This window comes from Streptomyces solicamelliae, assembly GCF_045348655.1.
In the GTDB taxonomy this organism is placed as follows: Bacteria; Actinomycetota; Actinomycetes; order Streptomycetales; family Streptomycetaceae; genus Streptomyces; species Streptomyces solicamelliae.
In genome coordinates, this window is sequence record NZ_CP160404.1 from 1,150,894 (window position 1) to 1,166,833 (window position 15,940).

General features: G+C 72.8%; 17 protein-coding genes. 6 read left to right on the forward strand and 11 right to left on the reverse strand.

Features of this window, described 5'->3' with window-relative positions:
• The 3 genes from ABZO31_RS05315 to ABZO31_RS05325 form a co-directional block, all read right to left on the reverse strand.
• The gene (locus ABZO31_RS05315; RefSeq protein ID WP_406859794.1) at positions 1–483 is read right to left on the reverse strand and encodes a GNAT family N-acetyltransferase; all 483 of its coding nucleotides are present in this window, start codon (positions 481–483) and stop codon (positions 1–3) included.
• Positions 484–499: 16 nt separating this feature from the next.
• On the reverse strand, positions 500–1,072 hold the full coding sequence (locus tag ABZO31_RS05320) for a sigma-70 family RNA polymerase sigma factor (protein ID WP_406859796.1): 573 nt from the start codon (positions 1,070–1,072) through the stop codon (positions 500–502).
• An 85-nt stretch (positions 1,073–1,157) separates the two neighbouring features.
• The gene (locus tag ABZO31_RS05325) at positions 1,158–2,321 is read right to left on the reverse strand and encodes a glycerophosphodiester phosphodiesterase (RefSeq protein ID WP_406859797.1); all 1,164 of its coding nucleotides are present in this window, start codon (positions 2,319–2,321) and stop codon (positions 1,158–1,160) included.
• A gap of 252 nt (positions 2,322–2,573) precedes the next feature.
• On the opposite strand from ABZO31_RS05325, the gene ABZO31_RS05330 reads away from it, so the two are divergent.
• Positions 2,574–3,245, forward strand: coding sequence for a lysophospholipid acyltransferase family protein (locus ABZO31_RS05330; protein ID WP_406859798.1), 672 nt, complete (start codon positions 2,574–2,576; stop codon positions 3,243–3,245).
• A 123-nt stretch (positions 3,246–3,368) separates the two neighbouring features.
• Here ABZO31_RS05330 and ABZO31_RS05335 read toward each other — a convergent pair whose 3' ends face one another.
• Together ABZO31_RS05335 and ABZO31_RS05340 are read right to left on the reverse strand one after the other, a co-directional pair.
• Positions 3,369–4,910 carry an MFS transporter gene (locus ABZO31_RS05335; RefSeq protein WP_406859799.1) on the reverse strand — a complete coding sequence of 514 codons (1,542 nt, stop codon included), beginning with the start codon at positions 4,908–4,910 and terminating at the stop codon, positions 3,369–3,371.
• Positions 4,907–5,458, reverse strand: a complete 552-nt coding sequence (locus ABZO31_RS05340) for a TetR/AcrR family transcriptional regulator (protein ID WP_406859801.1) — start codon at positions 5,456–5,458, stop codon at positions 4,907–4,909. The genes ABZO31_RS05335 and ABZO31_RS05340 overlap by 4 nt, the downstream gene beginning before the upstream one ends.
• A 102-nt stretch (positions 5,459–5,560) precedes the next feature.
• Between ABZO31_RS05340 and ABZO31_RS05345 the strand changes: the two genes are divergently transcribed.
• Positions 5,561–6,067 carry an HAD domain-containing protein gene (locus tag ABZO31_RS05345; protein ID WP_406865260.1) on the forward strand — a complete coding sequence of 169 codons (507 nt, stop codon included), beginning with the start codon at positions 5,561–5,563 and terminating at the stop codon, positions 6,065–6,067.
• A 15-nt stretch (positions 6,068–6,082) separates the two neighbouring features.
• On the opposite strand, the gene argH is transcribed toward ABZO31_RS05345, so the two are convergent.
• Positions 6,083–7,510 (reverse strand): argininosuccinate lyase, encoded by a 1,428-nt coding sequence (argH, locus tag ABZO31_RS05350; protein ID WP_406859803.1) that lies wholly within the window; start codon positions 7,508–7,510, stop codon positions 6,083–6,085.
• A gap of 137 nt (positions 7,511–7,647) precedes the next feature.
• Between argH and ABZO31_RS05355 the strand changes: the two genes are divergently transcribed.
• The 4 genes from ABZO31_RS05355 to ABZO31_RS05370 are packed head-to-tail and all read left to right on the forward strand — an operon-like array spanning position 7,648 to position 10,862.
• Positions 7,648–8,145, forward strand: a complete 498-nt coding sequence (locus tag ABZO31_RS05355) for a hypothetical protein (RefSeq protein WP_406859804.1) — start codon at positions 7,648–7,650, stop codon at positions 8,143–8,145.
• A 5-nt stretch (positions 8,146–8,150) separates the two neighbouring features.
• Positions 8,151–9,500 carry a hypothetical protein gene (locus ABZO31_RS05360; RefSeq protein WP_406859806.1) on the forward strand — a complete coding sequence of 450 codons (1,350 nt, stop codon included), beginning with the start codon at positions 8,151–8,153 and terminating at the stop codon, positions 9,498–9,500.
• A 43-nt stretch (positions 9,501–9,543) separates the two neighbouring features.
• Positions 9,544–10,140, forward strand: coding sequence for a pyridoxamine 5'-phosphate oxidase family protein (locus tag ABZO31_RS05365; RefSeq protein ID WP_406859807.1), 597 nt, complete (start codon positions 9,544–9,546; stop codon positions 10,138–10,140).
• 38 nt (positions 10,141–10,178) lie between these two features.
• Entirely contained in the window at positions 10,179–10,862 is a 684-nt protein-coding gene (locus ABZO31_RS05370; protein ID WP_406859808.1) for a L,D-transpeptidase family protein, read from the forward strand.
• Position 10,863: 1 nt separating this feature from the next.
• On the opposite strand, the gene ABZO31_RS05375 is transcribed toward ABZO31_RS05370, so the two are convergent.
• Genes ABZO31_RS05375 through argC form a run of 5 tightly spaced genes read right to left on the reverse strand, consistent with a single transcriptional unit; the run spans position 10,864 to position 15,709 of the window.
• The gene (locus tag ABZO31_RS05375; protein WP_406859809.1) at positions 10,864–11,424 is read right to left on the reverse strand and encodes an arginine repressor; all 561 of its coding nucleotides are present in this window, start codon (positions 11,422–11,424) and stop codon (positions 10,864–10,866) included.
• Positions 11,425–11,431: 7 nt separating this feature from the next.
• Complete coding sequence (locus tag ABZO31_RS05380; RefSeq protein ID WP_406859810.1) at positions 11,432–12,628, reverse strand: acetylornithine transaminase; 1,197 nt, start codon at positions 12,626–12,628, stop codon at positions 11,432–11,434.
• Positions 12,625–13,536, reverse strand: a complete 912-nt coding sequence (argB, locus tag ABZO31_RS05385; RefSeq protein WP_406859812.1) for an acetylglutamate kinase — start codon at positions 13,534–13,536, stop codon at positions 12,625–12,627. Before argB ends, ABZO31_RS05380 begins: the two co-directional genes overlap by 4 nt.
• The gene (gene argJ / locus ABZO31_RS05390; RefSeq protein ID WP_406859813.1) at positions 13,533–14,684 is read right to left on the reverse strand and encodes a bifunctional glutamate N-acetyltransferase/amino-acid acetyltransferase ArgJ; all 1,152 of its coding nucleotides are present in this window, start codon (positions 14,682–14,684) and stop codon (positions 13,533–13,535) included. Before argJ ends, argB begins: the two co-directional genes overlap by 4 nt.
• A complete protein-coding gene (argC, locus tag ABZO31_RS05395) occupies positions 14,681–15,709 on the reverse strand; it encodes an N-acetyl-gamma-glutamyl-phosphate reductase (protein ID WP_406859814.1) in 1,029 nt (342 codons plus the stop codon). Before argC ends, argJ begins: the two co-directional genes overlap by 4 nt.
• Positions 15,710–15,940: the final 231 nt, after the last annotated feature.

Consider the following 15,940-nt stretch of genomic DNA (forward strand, 5'->3'; position numbering starts at 1 on the left):
TCAGGCAGCCTTCTCCAGGGTGACCAGGGTGAGCCGCGGGCCGACCTCGCGGGTGCCGATCTGCTCGTACCCGCGGCTGCGGTAGAGACGCAGGTTGCCGTCGCTGCGGTGACCTGTGAACAGCTGGTAGCGCTTGGCGGCGGGCCGGGCGCCGGCCGCGTAGTGCTGCTCGATGGCGTCGAGGAGCCGGCCGCCGAGGCCGTGCCGGCGCAGCCGCGGATGGACGATCAGCTTGGCGATGTGCACGGTGCCGGCCTCGTCCGCCTCGGCGCGGACCGACGCGACCACCTCGTCGCCGAGCCGGGCCACCAGGCCGTGGCCCCGCTCCAGTTCGGCCCGCAGGTCCCCGAGGGTCTGGGTGAGCGGTTCGATGCGCCAGTCGCCGTACAGCTCCGCCTCGCTCTGGTAGCAGAGGTACTGCAGCTTCAGTATCTGCTCGGCGTCCTGTGCGGTCGCCGCCGAGATCGTCACACTCATGCCCATGTGCGCTGCCTTCCGCTCACCTGGTCTTCCGGCCGGTCTCCCGCTCCTTTCCCCGGAGGGCGGCGGCGGGAACCTCTGCAGCCAGCATTCTGCGCAGGCATCCCAGGCAGCGGGAACGCATCGGCCCCAGACTGCCTTGTGAGATACCCAACTCCCCTGCGATTTCGCGGTACGTGGGGTCCTCGGGCGACAGCATCGCAGTCAGGACCCGGGGGCACTGGCCCGGCGTACGGCGCACCGCGGCGCGCAGCGCCCGGCGGCGTTCGGCGACGAGCGCGGAGCGCTCCGGGGCGCCGGGCGCGCCGTGCGGCGCGGCCGGCTCGCGGGGGTAGCCGCGCTCCCGGCCCGCGGTGCGGCGGGCCCGGCGGGCCTCGTCGCGGACGGCGCGGCGCAGCCAGTCGGCGGGGCGGTCGGGGGCGTCGTCGTCGTGCAGGCGCTCCAGGAGGCGGAGCCAGACGGCCTGTTCGAGGTCGCCGGGTTCGATGCCGGCGCCGGCGGCCTCGGCGTGCGACTCGGCGGCGAGCAGCGGGGCGAGTTCGGCGACCAGGCGCGGGGCCCGCTCGGGGGCGGGGGGTTCGTCAGTCGTCATGCCGGGCACGACGGGCGGCGGCCCGGGGGCGGTTGCGCGCCGTCGCGCCAACCACCCGGTCGGGTGCACCGCCCGTCGCCGGCGGTCAGTTCTTCTCGGCGTCGGCCACGGCGAGCAGGGCCGTGTCGGGGTTGTCGGAGAAGATGCCGTCGATCCCGGTGGCCAGGTAGGTCTTCAGGGCGCCGAAGGCGTCGCCGTACGCGTTCGGGTCGGTGCCCCGGCGGTACTCGGCGGGCAGGAAGCCGTTCTCGTTGCGGTGCGTGTACGGGTGCAGGATCAGGCCCTGCGCGTGCGCGTCGCGGACGAGCGTCGTCGGGGCGCCCAGCCTGCCGGTGGCGTCGCGCGGGATGACCAGGTCCAGGGTCGGGCCGATGCCCTGCGCGTACGAGGCGATCCACGCCAGGCCCTCGGGCTTGACCAGGTCGGCGACGGTGCGCGGATCACCCGCCTGGACGAAGTCCCAGGGGCGGCTGCTCGCGCCGGACAGCAGGACCACCCGCGGGGAGTCGACCAGCTTCGCCAGGCGCTCGATGCTGCTGGGCTCGAAGGACTGCAGGAAGACCGGGGAGTTCGCCCGGTGCCGGCCGTAGCGGCGCAGCAGCTTCGCGAGCCGCTCCTCCAGGCCGAGGCCGAGGCCGCGGAAGTACGTGGGGTGCTTGGTCTCGACGTGCAGCCACACCTCGCGGCCGCGGCGGCGGCCCTCCCGCTCGGCCCAGCGCAGCACCTCCTCGAAGGTGGGGATCTCCCAGCGGCCGTCGTAGAGGGTGTTCTCCTGGCGGGTGCCGGGAATGCGCTCCTTGGCCCGCAGTGTCTTCAGCTCGGCGAGGGTGAAGTCCTCGGTGAACCAGCCGGTGAGGGAGACCCCGTCGACGGTCTTGGTGGTGCGCAGGGAGGCGAACTCGGGGTGGTCCGCGACGTCGGTGGTGCCGGTGATGTCGTTCTCGTGGCGGCACACCAGGTGCCCGTCCCTGGTGGGGACGAGGTCCTGCTCGACCACGTGCGCGCCGAGGTCGAGCCCGAGCTGGTACGAGCCCAGGGTGTGCTCGGGGCGGTAGCCGCTGGCGCCGCGGTGGGCGATGACGGTGGGGACGGGCAGGGCGCGGTGGCCCCGGCCGGCCGTGCGGTCCGCTGCCGGTCCGCCGGCGGCCTGCGCCTCCGCCGTACCGAGGGCCGCGGAGCCGAGGACGGCCGCTCCCGCCGCGCCGAGGACGGTCCGCCGGGCCGGGTTTGTACGCGAACCCTGGGTCATGAAGGCTCCTTCTGCCGCTGTCGTGTCGATGTCCCGCACCTGTCAATCGGGCGCTCCGACCGTAGGCGGGGCCGCCTTCCGGGCGGCAGACGTCGGGAGAACGGGGCGCAAAATCGCGTCAACGCCGCGTTGCCGCTCCGTGAACCCGATGTGCGGATCCGTATGACCCGCGAGTATCGTCCTCACCTGCACTTCGCACGCCGCAGTTCCCAGCCCGCCGCCCGCATGCCGTCCCCGACACCGGAGGAACCGTTGTCCCGTCTCGCGCTCATCAAGGCAGTGCTCGGACCGATCCTGCGTCTGATGTTCCGCCCACGCGTGGAGGGCGCGGAGAACATCCCGGGCACGGGACCGGTGATCCTGGCCGGAAACCATCTGACGTTCATCGACTCGATGATCATGCCGCTGTGCACGGACCGCCCGGTGTACTTCATCGGCAAGGACGAGTACGTGACGGGCAAGGGCCTCAAGGGCAGGCTGATGGCCTGGTTCTTCACCGGCGTCGGCATGATCCCGGTGGACCGCGACGGCGGCCGCGGCGGCGTCGCCGCGCTGATGACCGGCAGCCGGGTCCTGGAGGAGGGCAAGGCGTTCGCGATCTACCCGGAGGGCACCCGCTCCCCCGACGGCCGGCTGTACCGGGGCCGTACCGGCATCGCCCGGCTGACGCTGATGACCGGCGCGCCGGTGGTGCCGTTCGCGATGATCGGCACGGACAAGATCCAGCCGGGCGGCGCGGGCATGCCGCGGCCGGGCCGGGTGACGGTCCGCTTCGGCGAGCCGATGGAGTTCTCCCGCTACGAGGGCATGGACCGCGACCGGTACGTGCTGCGCGCGGTGACGGACTCGGTGATGGCCGAGGTGATGCGGCTGTCGGGGCAGGAGTACGTGGACATGTACGCCACCAAGGCGAAGGCGGCGTAGCGCCTCGACGAGCGACGTGAGAAGCGCCCCCGCACTGCTGTACGGGGGCGCTTCTCACGTCCGGTGCGTCTGGTGCGTCCGGTGCGTGCGGTGCGTCGTGGGCGTCCTCGGCGTCCGGCGGCGTCAGTGCTCGACGCCGTCCGCCAGCTTCTGGCCCTTCAGCAGGAACCACGCCGCCACCGCCGTCGCCAGGAGGACCGTCGCACCGATTCCGGCGGCTATGCGCAGGCCGTCGACGAAGGCGTCCTGGGCCGTGGCGACCAGGGCCGCGGCCGTCTCCGGGGCCAGGTCCGCGGACGCCTCGACCGCGCCGCCGAGCGAGTCGTGGGCCGCCGCGGCGGCGCCGTCCGGGACGCCCGCCGGGGTGACGAAGCCCTGGTACACGCCGGTGACGATCGAGCCGAGCAGCGCGATGCCGAGCGCCGCGCCCAGTTCGTACGCGGTCTCGGAGACCGCGGAGGCCGCACCGGCCTGCTCCTTGGGCACGCCGCCCAGGATCACGTCGGCCGTGACCGTGAACGCGAACCCCGCGCCGACGCCGACGACGAGCAGGCTGGCGCCCAGCAGCGGGTAGCCGCTGTGGCTGTCCAGAGTGGTCAGCACGGCCAGCGACAGACCGACCGCGGCGAGGCCGCCGGCCACCACGGACCGCACCGACCAGCGGCGGGCGGCGGAACCGGCGATCAGACCGGCCGTCACCGCGCCGACGGCCGCCGGGAGTTCGGCCAGACCGGCCTCCAACGGCTGTCGTCCCTGGACCAGTTGCAGGAACTGGGACAGGAAGAAGATCAGTCCGGACAGGCCCAGGATGGTCAGCAGATCGGCGACGACGGCGGCGGAGAAGCCGCGGTTGCGGAACAGCCGCATGTCGAGCAGCGGCGCCGGCAGGGTGAGCTGACGGCGGACGAACCAGGTCAGCGCGCCGGCACCGGCGAGCACGGCGACGGCCACGTCGACGGTGGGACCGTGCGCGGCGATCTCCTTGATCGCGTACACGACGCCGATCATGCCGACCAGGGACAGGCCGACGCTGGGCAGGTCCCAGGGGCCCGGGGCCGGGTTCTTCGACTCGGGGATCAGCTTGTAGCCGACGACGACGAGGACCGCCATGACCGGCAGGTTGATGAGGAAGACCGAGCCCCACCAGAAGTGTTCGAGCAGGAAGCCGCCGACGACCGGGCCGACGGCCGCGCCGGCGGAGGCCATCGCGCCCCAGATGCCGACGGCGAGGCTGCGCTCGCGCGGGTCGTGGAAGAGGTTGCGGATCAGCGCGAGGGTGGACGGCATCAGGGTCGCGCCGGCCACGCCGAGCAGGGCGCGGGCCGCGATCATCATCTCCGGGCTGGTGGCGTAGGCGTTCAGCACGGAGACGGCGCCGAACGCGACGGCGCCGGTGAGCAGGAGCTTCTTGCGGCCGATGCGGTCGCCGAGGCTGCCCATGGAGACCAGCAGACCGGCGATGACGAAGGAGTAGACGTCGCCGATCCACAGCAGCTGGGTACCGGACGGCTTGAGGTCCTCGGAGAGGAAGGGCGTCGCGAGGCCGAGCACGGTGGCGTCCACGGCCACCAGCAGCACGGCCAGGACGAGTACCGCGAGGGCGAGCCAGCGGCCCGGCCGTCGGCTCACCTCGGCGTGTCCCTGGTGCCGGTCGGTCACGGTCATTGCTCCACGCTCCTGCGCGCTCCGCCGAGCAGCAGCTCGACGATCATGAATTGGAAGTCCTTGGCGGCCACCCGCCCGTCCATCACGGCCCACGCCCCGCTCCCGACGAGCCCGTAGAAGGCCTCGGTGAGCCAGGCGGGCGTCAGGTCGATCCGGAAGACGCCCTCCTCCTGACCGCGCCGGAAGAGCGCGGAGACGCGGGCGTCGAGCCGGGCCCAGCCCTCGTGCTGGCCCTCCCCCTCGAACAGCTGGTTCTCGGTGACGAGGAACGACAGCAGCGGAGCGATCGGCTCCACCCCGGCGACGAGCCGGCGTACGGCCTCGTCCGCGGGGCCCTCGTCGAGGGCCGCGCCGTCGAAGGCGGCGTCCAGTTCCTCCAGGGCCATCTCCTCGAGCGCGCGGATCAGCGCCTCGCGCCCGGCGAAGAGCCGGTGCAGCGTGGCGCGTCCGATGCCGGCGGCCCGGGCGACGTCGTCCAGGGTGGCGGTCGCTCTGAGGCTGAGCGTGGCGGCGGCGGAACGGAGTACCTGGGTGCGGTCGACTGCCATGAGACAACGATACACGAAATGAGACATGAATGTCTCATCTGAAATAGAGATGCCTCACCGAGGCGGAAGCGGGATGCTGCACGCATGACCATGTCCATGCCCATGAAGCCCTTGCTGCTGATCGACGTCGACGGGCCGCTGAATCCGTACGCGGCGCAGGCCGAGCGGCGGCCGGAGGGGTACACGACGCACCGGATGCGTCCGTCCGGCTGGTTCGACGGCAAGCCGCTGCGGGTCTGGCTGAACCCTGACCACGGGGCGGAGCTGCGGGAGCTGGCGGAGCAGTACGAGCTGGTCTGGGCGACGACCTGGAAGGATGAGGCGAACGACTGGATCGGGCCTCATCTGGGGCTGCCGGAGCTGCCGTTCATCGACTGGCCGAAGATGCACGGGGCCGCCCCGCGCGGGACGTTCTGGAAGACCCAGTACATCCTCGAGTACGCGGCGGGGCGGCCGTTCGCGTGGGTGGACGACGACATCACGTCGTACGACCACGAGTACGTGGAGCAGAACCACCTCGCCGCCGCCCTGCTGCTGCACATCGACCCCCGGCTCGGTCTGCTCCGGCCGGACTTCGACGCGCTCGCGGACTGGGCGGCGGCGCTGTGACGTGACGTACTGCGGTTACTTCTTGGCGTCCGCCCAGGCGTGCTGAATGACCAGGTCGGCCTTGACCTCGACGAGCTGGGCGGCGACGGCGGAGGGCGCGGTGCCGCCGCGGCCGTTGCGGGAGGCGAGGGCGCCGGGGACGTTGAGGACGGAGCGGACCTCGGGGGTGAGGTGCTCGGAGATCTTCACGAACTGCTCGTCCGTGAGCTCGTCGAGCTCCTTGCCCTCCCCCTCCGCGACCTTCACGCACTCGCCGGCGACCTCGTGCGCGACACGGAACGGCACGCCCTGCCGGACCAGCCACTCGGCGATGTCGGTGGCGAGCGAGAAGCCGGCCGGGGCCAGCTCCTCCATGCGCTCCCGGTGGACGGTGAGGGTGGCCATCATGCCGGTGAAGGCCGGCAGCAGGACCTCGAGCTGGTCGCAGGAGTCGAAGACCGGCTCCTTGTCCTCCTGGAGGTCCCGGTTGTAGGCCAGCGGCAGGGCCTTGAGGGTGGCGAGCAGCCCGGTCAGGTTGCCGATGAGCCGGCCGGACTTGCCGCGGGCGAGCTCGGCGATGTCCGGGTTCTTCTTCTGCGGCATGATCGAGGAGCCGGTGGAGAAGGCGTCGTGCAGGGTCACGAAGGAGAACTCCTTCGTGTTCCAGATGATGATCTCCTCGGCGATCCGGGACAGGTTGACCCCGATCATCGCGGTGATGAAGGCGAACTCGGCGACGAAGTCGCGCGAGGCGGTGCCGTCGATGGAGTTGCCCGCCGAGCCGCGCTCGAAGCCGAGGTCCTTGGCGACGGCCTCCGGGTCGAGCCCGAGCGAGGAGCCGGCGAGGGCGCCCGAGCCGTACGGGGAGACCGCGGTCCGGGTGTCCCACTGGCGCAGCCGCTCGCCGTCCCGGGACAGCGACTGGACGTGGGCCAGCACATGGTGGGCGAAGAGCACCGGCTGGGCGTGCTGAAGGTGGGTACGGCCCGGCATGGCGACGTCCGGGTGCGCCTCGGCGAGGCCGACGAGGGCGTCCTGGAGGTCGGCGATCAGGCCACCGATGATGCGGGCGTGGTCCCGCAGGTACATCCGGAACAGCGTGGCGACCTGGTCGTTCCGGGACCGTCCGGCACGCAGCTTCCCGCCGAGGTCGGGGCCGAGCCGCTCGAGCAGCCCCCGCTCCAGAGCGGTGTGCACGTCCTCGTCGGCGATGGTCCCGGTGAACTCGCCGGAGACGACGTCGGCCTCCAGCCGGTCGAGTCCGTCGAGCATCCGCGCCAGCTCGTCCTCGGTGAGCAGTCCCGCCTTGTGCAGCACGCGGGCGTGGGCACGGGAGCCGGCGATGTCGTACGGCGCGAGGCGCCAGTCGAAGTGCACCGAGGCGGACAGCTTCGCCAGGGCCTCGGCCGGCCCATCCGCGAACCGACCGCCCCAGAGCCGGACGTCACCGTTGTTGCTGCTCACTGCTGCGCTCCTCCTGGCCGTAACTGAAGCCTGTTGATGCATGAGTATGCATTGCTCTGCATGATTCGTCAATCGAGGGGTGTGGGCGGCGGAAAATCGCGGGTGGGGTGATCGGCCGCGCCGCTACAGTCCGGCTCGTGACGATCCACCGCCTCCTTCCCACCCAGTACCCCACGCCCGGCGAACGCCTGCTGCGCGGAAAGGGCACGGCCTCGGCCGTGGGCGCCGGGCGGGCCGAGGACTGGGTACGGCTCGACGCGGACGTGCGCTCCGGCTCGCTGTCGCGCGTCATGGGGTGGAGGAGCAGCCTGCGGCTCAGCATCGGCTTCCACTGGGTCGACGGACGGGAGGTCGCCGACTGGGACACCGCCCCGCACTGGGGCTCCGACGGCACCACCACCGCCGAGCACCGCTACGAGCCGGAGGCCCTGCTCGCCGCGCTGCGTCTGGTGGATGACCCGTTTCGGGCGGTGCGCGCGGCCGCCCGCGGGCAGGGGGACGCGGGTGCCGTGGGACGGAAAGGCCGCGGAGGGCCCCTACGCGGACGAGGTCCGCGCCCTCGCCGAAGCGAACCAGGAGCGCCTGTACGACTGGCGGGCCGCAGAGGGGAGACGTCGCCGTGCGACGCGAGGTGAGTGAGATGTCCGCGGGCCTGCCGCACCTGGCGGACCCGCCGGCGGTGTGGGTCCGGTACGACCGGGAGGTCCGGGCGGAGGGCGGGGCCGTCGCGCCCGGCGGGCTCGGTGGGGCGCTGTGTGCCGCCTCGCGGGCGGACCGGCGGGCGGCGCTGCGGCAGGCCGCGGCGCTTCCGCGCGACGAACTGGCCCGGGTGCTGCCCCTGGTCGCGGTGCGGTGCGCGGACTGGGTGAAGCCCGTACGGGCGCGGGCCCGGAGGCTGCTGCGGGACGCGCTGCGCGGGCCGCTGCCCGCCGGTGCCCTGGCCGCCACCGCCGCCGCGGTGCTGGCCGTGGAGAAGCGGCGGGAGGGGGAGGCGGCCCACGCGTTGCTGGCGGAGGCGTTCTCCGACGCACGCGTGCGGGAGGTCCTGCTCGACGCGCCCGATCCGGTCACCCGCCGGTTCGCCCACCGGGCGGCGCTGGACGGCGGTCTCCTGCCGGCCGAGCGGGCCGCGTGGACCGCGGCGGCCGACCCCGACCGGCTGGTACGCGGCATGTGCCTGGCGGCAGTGGCCGACGTCCCGGACCCCGACCCGGCCCACCTCTCCGTCCTGCTGACCTCCAAGTGGCCCGAGACCCGCGCCGCGGCGGTCGCCGCCCTCACCGACGCGGAGCCGTACCTCGCCGACCGCTCCGGGACGGTGCGCGCCGCCGCCCGCGAAGCGGTACGCGCCTCCGGCGGCCACCCCGCCGACCTCTGCCGCGCACAATGCGCGGACGCGGCCCGCCGGCCTTACGCGCCCGTCGGCCTCGCCGAGTGCGCGGAGCGCACGGACGAGGACCTGCCTCTGCTCAGGGAGCTGACGACCCATCCGGTCGCCAGGGTCCGCGCCTCGGCGGTCGCCGGGCTGCGCACCCTGGACCCCAAGGGCTGGCAGCGGGTGCTGCCACTCCTCGACGACCCGTCGGCAGCGGTCGTCCACGAGGTGACGCGGTCACTCTCCGAGCACGCGTACTCCCTGCCGGGGGACGAGTTGCTGGCCCGGATCGCGCCGGAACGGCCCTACCCGCAACGGGCCGCGGCCCTGCGCCTGCTGTCACTGGGCTACAGCTCCCACCGGATGCTCGGTTTGATGCGGATGCTGGAGGATCCGCATCCGAGGCTGCGCGCGCGGGCGGCCCTCGCGGCGACCCGCAGGGCCTACATCGCCTGGCCTACCCCGCCCGAGGTGGCCGTCGAGGTGCTGGAGCTGCTCGACCGGCACCACGACGTGCTCCGCGCCTGGGACCGTTCCCATCTCCGCGAGGTCCTGCTGCGGTCGCTGGATCCGGCGAAATCCGCAGGCGCGGGCGTGCCGCTGACCGACCGCTGAAACGCTTCGGCACTTCCGCTCGCCACACGGCAGAATCGGGGCCATGGGGAAAACACATGAGCGAATCGACGGGCGGCTGCGGGAGTTCATCGAGGCGCAGCCCGTGTTCTTCACGGCGACCGCGCCGCTCGACGGGGACGGGACCGTGAACCTGTCGCCCAAGGGGCTGCGGGGGTCGTTCGCGGTGGTCGACGACCGCACCGTCGCGTATCTGGACTTCGCCGGGTCCACCGCCGAGACCGTCGCGCACCTGAGGGAGAACGGCCGGATCACGCTCATGTGGTGCGCGTTCCAGGGGCCGCCGAACATCGTGCGGGTGCACGGGAAGGGCGAGGCGGTGTTCCGGGACGACGAGCGCTGGGAGGGCCTGATGGCCCGTTTCCCGGACATCGACGTCACGCAGCACGGGCTGCGGGCCGTCATCGTCGTCCGGGCCGAGGTCGTCCGGGACTCCTGCGGGTACGGGGTGCCGTTCATGTCGTACGACGAGGACCGCGATCTGCACGCGAGGCGGTTCGCGCGGGAGGACGACGACTCGCTGAGCGCGTACTTCGCCAAGAAGGACCACATCGCGACCAGCATGGACGGGCTGCCCGGGCTGCCGCTCCCGCTGCCGCCGCTCCCCCGCCCGGCCCCGTAGCCGTGGCGGCGGCGCCGCGGCGGGTCTAGCGTCGCGCCATGCGTGTGCTTCTCGCCGTCGGCGCCGTCGTCCTCGCCCTGACCGCCGCCGCTCCTGCCGATCCGCTGCCCTCGCGCATGGCCGACACCGGGGGCGGTACGCAGCTGATCACCGCCGAGGCGCCCTCCGCGGGCTCCACCACCGGGACCGTCACCTGGTGGGACCGGCGGGGCGGGCGGTGGGCGGCGGCCGGGTCCGCGCCCGCGCGGTTCGGGGCGAACGGGCTCGTCGACGGGGCGACCCGCCGGCAGGGGACGAGTACCACCCCGACCGGGTTGTACCCGTTGCCGTACGCCTTCGGGATCGCCGAGCCGCCGGAGACCTCCTACCCGTACGTGCCCGTCACCGAGCGCTCCTGGTGGTGCCAGGACAATGCCTCGCAGGCGTACAACCGCTGGGTCGAGGGGCTGCCCGCCGACTGCCGGGCCGCCGAGTCCGAGCACCTCGTCTCGTACGGGACGCAGTACGCGCACGCGCTCGTCGTCGGCTTCAACTACGACCGCCCGGTGCGCGGCCGCGGCGCCGGGATCTTTCTGCACGTCAACGGGCGCGGGGCGACCGCCGGTTGCGTGTCCGTGCCGGCCGGCGCGATGCGCCGGATCCTGCAGTGGGCCGACCCGGCCCGCCGCCCGCACATCGCCGTCGGGACGCGGGGCGGCCCGACGGCGATCACGCGGTACTGAATCAGCGGTCGTTCTGCGCCAGCCGCAGCAGATGGTCGGCCAGGGCCTGGCCGCCCGCCGGGTCGCGGGAGATCAGCAGCAGCGTGTCGTCGCCCGCGATCGTGCCGAGGATGTCGTGCAGCTCGGCCTGGTCGATGGCCGAGGCGAGGAACTGGGCCGCACCGGGCGGGGTGCGCAGCACCACCAGGTTCGCCGACGCCTCCGCCGAGATCAGCAGTTCGCCGGAGAGCCGGCGCATCCGCTCCTCCTTGGCGGACTCGCCGAGCGGCGCCTGCGGGGTGCGGAAGCCGCCCTCGCTGGGGACCGCGTAGATCAGCTCGCCGCCGGTGTTGCGGATCTTCACCGCGCCGAGCTCGTCGAGGTCCCGGGAGAGCGTCGCCTGGGTGACGCTCAGCCCGTCGTCGGCGAGGAGCCTGGCCAGCTGGCTCTGCGAGCGCACCGGCTGCCGGTTGAGGATGTCGACGATCCTGCGGTGGCGTGCGGTGCGGGTCTGCGGAACGGACGGTCCCGCCGGGTCCCCCTTGGAGGACCCGTCGTGCTCGGTGCCCTGCGCCTCGGTCATCGTCGTCTCATTCTCCGCGTCGTCCTTCCCCGTCCACCGCGTCCAGGACACCCGCGAACGCCTCCAGGAAGGCGTCCGCCTCCGCGTCCCCGATGGTCAGCGCCGGCATGATCCGTACGACATCGGGCGCGGGCGCGTTCACCAGGAGGCCGGCGTCCTGGGCCGCCTGCTGCACCTGGGGTGCGAGGGGCCCGGTGAGCACGATACCCAGCAGCAGGCCCGCACCACGGACGTGGGAGACGAGCGGGTGGCCGAGGCCCTCGATCCCGTCGCGGAGCTTCTCGCCGATCCGCTTGACCTGGTCGAGCGCACCGTCCTGGGCGAGGGTGTCGACGACGGCGAGGCCGGCCGCGCAGGCCACCGGGTTGCCGCCGAAGGTGGTGCCGTGGTGACCGGGCTCGAAGAGTTCGGCCGCCGGCCCGAAGGCGACGGTCGCGCCGAGCGGCAGCCCGCCGCCGAGGCCCTTGGCGAGGGTGACGATGTCGGGGTCGACGCCGTCGTGGGCCTGGTGCTCGAACCACGTGCCGCAACGGCCGATGCCGGTCTGCACCTCGTCGAGGACCAGCAGCGTGCCGGTGGCGCGGGTGATCTCGCGGGCCGCCCGCAGGTAGCCGGCGGGCGGGACGACCACCCCGTACTCGCCCTGGATCGGCTCGATGATCACGAACGCCGTCTCCTCGGTGACGGCGGCCCGCAGCGCCTCGACGTCGCCGAACGGGACGTGCGTGACGTCGCCGGGCAGCGGCCGGAACGGGGCCTGCTTGCCGGGCTGGCCGGTGAGCGCGAGGGCGCCCATGGTGCGGCCGTGGAAGGCGTTGTCCGTGGCGACGACGTGCCGCCGGCCGGTCAGCCGGCCCAGCTTGAACGCGGCCTCGTTGGCCTCCGCGCCGGAGTTGCAGAAGAACACCCGGCCCGGCCGGCCGAACAGCTGCAGCAGCCGCTCGGCGAGGGCGACGGGCGGTTCGGCGACGAACAGGTTGGAGACATGGCCGAGGGCCGCGATCTGCCGGGACACGGCCTCGACGACGGCCGGATGACCGTGGCCGAGCGCGTTGACCGCGATACCGCCGACGAAGTCGAGGTACTCCTTGCCGTCGGCGTCCCACACCGTCGCGCCCTCGCCGCGCACCAGCGGGAGGCGGGGGGTGCCGTAGTTGTTCATCAGCGAGCCCTGCCACCGCTGGGTGAGGTCCGCGTTGCTCATTCCTTGTCCCCCGCGTTCTCGTCCGGCACGACCATGGTGCCGATGCCTTCGTCGGTGAAGATCTCCAGCAGGATCGAGTGCTGGACCCGGCCGTCGATGACGCGGGCCGTGCGGACGCCGTTGCGCACGGCGTGCAGGCAGCCCTCCATCTTGGGGACCATGCCGCTGGAGAGCTCGGGCAGCAGTTTCTCCAGCTGGCTCGCGGTGAGCCGGCTGATGACCTCGTCGCTGTTCGGCCAGTCCTCGTACAGGCCCTCGACGTCGGTCAGTACCATCAGCGTCTCCGCGCCCAGCGCCGCAGCGAGTGCCGCAGCCGCCGTATCAGCATTGACGTTGTAGACATGTCCGTCGTCCTCGGAGCGGGCGATGGAGGAGACGACCGGGATGCGGCCGTCCTCCAGGAGGGCCTGGATGGCGCCGGTGTCGATGGCGGTGATCTCGCCGACCCGGCCGATGTCGACCGGCTCGCCCTCGATGACGGGCTGGTGCTTGGTGGCGGTGATGGTGTGCGCGTCCTCGCCGGTGAGGCCGACGGCGAGCGGGCCGTGCTGGTTGAGCAGCCCGACGAGCTCGCGCTGGACCTGTCCGGCGAGCACCATCCGTACGACGTCCATCGCGTCCTCGGTCGTGACGCGCAGGCCGGCCTTGAACTCGCTGACGATGCCGTGCTTGTCGAGGGCGGCGCTGATCTGCGGGCCGCCGCCGTGCACGACGACGGGCTTGAGGCCGGCGTGCCGCAGGAAGACGACGTCCTGGGCGAAGGCGGCCTTGAGCTCCTCGTCGATCATGGCGTTGCCGCCGAACTTGATGACGATGGTCTTGCCGTGGTGGCGGGTCAGCCAGGGCAGCGCCTCGATGAGGGTCTGCGCCTTGGGCAGGGCCTTGTGCTTCCGGGTTCCGTCGCTCATGAGGAGTACGCGCTGTTCTCGTGGACGTAGTCGGCGGTGAGGTCGTTGGTCCAGATCACGGCGGACTCGGCGCCGGCGGCCAGGTCGGCGGTGATGGCGACCTCCCGGTAGCGCATGTCGACCAGCTCGCGGTCCTCGCCGACGGAGCCGTTCCTGCAGACCCAGACGCCGTTGATGGCGACGTTCAGCCGGTCCGGCTCGAAGGCGGCGCTCGTGGTGCCGATGGCGGAGAGCACCCGGCCCCAGTTGGGGTCCTCGCCGTGGATGGCGCACTTGAGGAGGTTGTTGCGGGCGATGGAGCGGCCGACCTCGACGGCGTCGTCCTCGCTCGCCGCGTTGATCACCTCGATCCGGATGTCCTTGCTCGCGCCCTCGGCGTCGCCGATGAGCTGACGGCCGAGGTCGTCGCAGACCTGCCGGACGGCCTCGGCGAACGCGTCCTGCGCCGGCGTGACGCCGGAGGCGCCGGAGGCGAGCAGCAGGACGGTGTCGTTGGTGGACATGCAGCCGTCGGAGTCGACCCGGTCGAAGGTGAGCCGGGTGGCCTGCCGCAGCGCCTCGTCGAGGCCCTTGGCGTCGACGTCGGCGTCGGTGGTGAGGACGACGAGCATGGTGGCGAGGCCGGGGGCGAGCATGCCCGCGCCCTTGGCCATGCCGCCGACGGTCCAGCCGTCCTGGGTGACGACGGCGGTCTTGTGGACCGTGTCGGTGGTCTTGATGGCGATGGCGGCCTTCTCGCCGCCGTGCTCGGAGAGTTCGGCCACGGCCTTGTCGACGCCGGGCAGCAGCTTGTCCATGGGGAGCAGGACGCCGATGAGGCCGGTGGAGGCGACGGCGACCTCGCCCGCGCCGATCTCCAGGGCCTCCGCGACCTTCTCGGCGGTGGCGTGGGTGTCCTGGAAGCCCTTCGGGCCGGTACAGGCGTTGGCGCCGCCGGAGTTGAGGACGACGGCGGTCAGTTCGCCGTCGGCCAGGACCTGCTGGGACCACAGGACGGGGGCGGCCTTGACGCGGTTGCTGGTGAAGACTCCCGCGGCGGCGCGGCGCGGCCCGGTGTTGACCACGAGGGCCAGGTCCGGGTTGCCGTTCTGCTTGATCCCGGCGGCGATGCCCGCCGCCGTGAATCCCTTCGCTGCGGTGACGCTCATGGAGCGACTCCAATCGTGGAGAGTCCGGTGTCCTCGGGAAGACCGAGGGCGATGTTCATGCTCTGTACCGCGCCGCCGGCGGTGCCCTTGGCGAGGTTGTCGATGGCGCTGATCGCGATGATCCGGTTCGCCTCGGCGTCGTACGCGACCTGGATCTGGACGGCGTTGGAGCCGTACACGGCCGCGGTGGCCGGCCACTGCCCCTCGGGGAGCAGGCGGACGAACGGCTCGTCGGCGTACGCCTTCTCGTAGGCGGCGCGGACGGACTCGGCGGTGACGCCGGGCTTCGCGTACGCGGAGCAGGTGGCGAGGATGCCGCGGGGCATCGGGGCGAGGGTCGGGGTGAAGGAGACGCCCACCCGGGTGCCGGCGACGGCGCTCAGGTTCTGGATCATCTCGGGGGTGTGGCGGTGGCCGCCGCCGACGCCGTAGGGGGTCATGTTGCCCATGACCTCGGCGCCGAGCAGGTGCGGCTTGAGGGCCTTGCCGGCGCCGGAGGTGCCGCTGGCGGCGACGATCACGGCGTCGGGCTCGGCGAGCCCGTCGGCGTAGGCCGGGAAGAGCGCGAGCGAGACGGCGGTCGGGTAGCAACCGGGCACCGCGATGCGCTTGGACCCCTCCAGCGCGGCGCGGGCGCCCGGAAGTTCGGGGAGCCCGTAGGGCCAGGTCCCGGCGTGCTCGGAGCCGTAGAAACGGTCCCAGTCGGCGGCGTTCTGCAGCCGGAAGTCGGCGCCCATGTCGACGACGAGGACGTCCGGGCCGAGCTGCTCGGCGACGGCGGCGGACTGCCCGTGGGGCAGGGCGAGGAAGACGACGTCGTGGCCCGCGAGGACGTCCGCGGTCGTCGGCTCCAGGACCCGGTCGGCGAGCGGTGCCAGATGGGGCTGGAGCCCGCCGAGCGCCTGACCGGCGTTGGAGTGCCCGGTCAGGGCACCGATCTCGATGTGCGGGTGGGCGAGGAGCAGGCGCAGGAGTTCCCCGCCCGCGTATCCGCTCGCGCCCGCCACTGCTGCTCGTACCGTCATCGAACCCTCCTCCTGGATGGCATGACTATACGTAGTGCAGCAGTTTTATGCAAAGCCTTGTGCACGGATGCCGGGGTCGAGGAATCGATCACGGTGCCCCCGACGCCCTCCGCAAGCGGACGCTGCCCTGGCGCGGGGTGGGCGGTCGAGGCGATCACGCACATCGCCCGCCGGCAGCGGGGCGGTCACGGCGGGCGCGAAGGCCGCGGCGGCGGCCTCGCTGACGCCGTC